The organism is Chryseobacterium sp. CG10_8 (assembly GCF_058117085.1).
In genome coordinates, this window is record NZ_JBYVEB010000191.1 from 1 (window position 1) to 2,774 (window position 2,774).

General features: G+C 35.7%; 1 protein-coding gene. It reads left to right on the plus strand.

The window, feature by feature from the left end; genetic code table 11:
* Positions 1-689: 689 nt before the first annotated feature.
* Positions 690-2,774, plus strand: a 2,085-nt coding sequence (locus AC4AGG_RS15975; RefSeq protein WP_489773017.1) for a thrombospondin type 3 repeat-containing protein, incomplete at its 3' end; no start/stop codon positions are given.

Consider the following 2,774-nt stretch of genomic DNA (forward strand, 5'->3'; position numbering starts at 1 on the left):
TATTTTTTTTAAACCCTTCAATATTATAATGGTCAAAATTTTAAAATGAGAAATTAATCATAAATTTAAAATATTTTTACTATTTTTATGATAATAATGTTTTATATTTGTTTTATATGTTGTGTAAATTTATATATATATATTATATTTATGGTTAAAAGTAACTATTAGTATTTATTAGATATTTGCTTGTCGAATTTTTAACAAGCAATAGAGGTGATTTCAATATGTTGAAAATTTAACTACATTTTTAGTAGTTTCATATGTGATAAGAGTAATAATATTTAAATTTTTATTTCAAGAAAAAAATTCATATTCGGTAGTTTATTTATTAATGAAATTAATCATGAGGATGGAAGTTGGTTTTTGTTTTTTATTGTATGTGTTCTATTCAAGTAAAGCGAATTAATTTGGAATTAGAATTAAAATTTAAATGGAATACTTCTTGGACTATACTAGAATATAGAAAACGAAATATTTATCAAAATTATTACAGAATTGCCTTATAGAGATGTAAAGCCATTAAATTTATTTTTTAATGGTATTGTCCAAAAATAGAATTATTGGGTCGGTTTTTCAATTTTGTGGAATTTCACAAAAAGTATAAAATTTATAAAAGTGCAGAATTAAGAGTTAGAAATCTATTATCAAAAAATTAAACTCCTGGTTTAATATTAAAAAGTAAAAAAATGAAGTCAAAAAATTTATTCCCTTACCAACGATTAAGCAAGTTACCTTTATTGGTAATGCTTTTTTTGTTTAGTTCTTTAAAGGCGCAATTTGGTCCTAGTGATGATTATGATGGAGATGGTATCATAAACAGCTTGGATATTGATGATGATAATGACGGAGTTCTCGATGCAGTAGAAGCCGTTACGTGTTTTTATAGTGAATATGAAGTAGAACAAGTGTTTACCTTGGATGGTACAGGTACTACCATGTCGTATAATGCTACTACTTACTCCGTAAGTAAAGCCATTGACGCAGAAGATGGAGACACTGGGACAGGTTCTAGCTCAACGTTTACTCAAATGACATCGTCGGGGCTAACCGTTGTTGGTCAAACGATTATTGGCTTAGTGATGAGTGCACCGGCCAAAATAGCGGAAGTGAATATATCGATGTCAGCTTGGTCCATGCTTACTGCCGGAAGTACAGCACAATTAGAAGGCTGGAATGGTTCGTCGTGGATACCATTATCAACCCCCAAACAGGCAACGGTGGTCAACGGAATAGAGACGTTTGTGAACACATTAAACCCCAACGGTATTTTTACAAAATTCAGAATACAAGGGGTATCAGGCACTGCGGGTTTTAACCGGATGCTAGATGTTGAATTAGTGACGAAAGACTATGTTCCTTCATTGCACCCAAAAACGGGTTGCTCTGAAGATTTTGATAAGGATGGAATAGCAAACTTCCAAGATTTGGATTCGGATGGAGATGGTTGTAATGATGGTATTGAAGCTGGAGCGGTACCGCCAGGTACATCGATTCCTTTGTCAGGAACTGTCGGGAGTAACGGTTTTTTGAATTCATTAGAAACTTCTGTGGATAGTAGTATTCCAAACTACATTTCTCTTTATTACCCTAATGCCGCAAAATCCACTTACGTGGCGTGTAGCTCCGCAACTGTTTTGAACTTCCCAGATTCGGACGGGGACGGCATAGCTGATGTGGATGATTTAGATGACGATAACGACGGGATTTTGGATACCGCTGAATGTGCAGGTGGTTCAACTTCTTGTAAGGCAGCTACAGTAGATGGTATAGTAAATGATGTGTTTCCGTTAAATAATCTAAGCTTTGATGATTATTCTACATTAAAAACAGGTTTGTCTATTATGCCGTGTTTAACTTATAGCACAAATACGAAATGGTACAGACGTAACTGTGCTTGGGACGGTGGAATAGATTTTAGCGCGGATGTGGGTATTCCAGGACCTTATGGAGATGGTGTCGAAAATATGGAGGTTATTGGATCAGTATCGCCTTATGGAGGCAGAGCTGTATGGGTAAGTTCAAACTCAAGTTTGACCGAAGGTTTCTTACAAGCGGTCTATGGTTTGAAAGTAGGTAAAACGTACTCTTTGCCTTTAAGCTATACAAAAGATAATTATTTTACCACTGGACAAACGGGAATGGGTATAACTTTTCAAGTATATACACTTTCTGGTACATTATTATACAGCACAACGGTGCTTTCACCACCTAGTATTGCTACTAAGCCAGATGAGTGGTTGTCAAAGGTATTTACGTGGACGGCTACCCAAAGTGATGTGGTCATTAGACTTTCCGGTATTCAGTCTAATAATGCTCAAGGCGCGGTGATAGATGGTCCCGGAACATTAAATTGTACGTGTACATTAGATACGGACAACGATGGTATTCCTAATACATTGGATTTAGACTCTGACAACGATGGTTGTCCTGATGCTTTGGAAGGAGGTGCTGGTCTTGCAAATAGCAATTTAGTGACTTCATCTATGCCTGGAGGAAATTCGGGAGCTACGAGTGGCACATACAACCTACCTGTTGTTTTAAATTTAGGCAATACCGTAGGAAGTACAGCTGCTACATTGGGAGTCCCAACTATTGCAGGAACAGGACAAACTATTGGAAGTTCACAAAATACAGCAATAAAATCTACAGAATGTAATCCATGTAATCCTGCAAGTAATTTATTTGTGGATTCCGATGGAGACACTATAGGCAATGCTTGTGATTTGGATGATGATAATGATGGAATTTTGGACTGTGAGGAATCTTATACA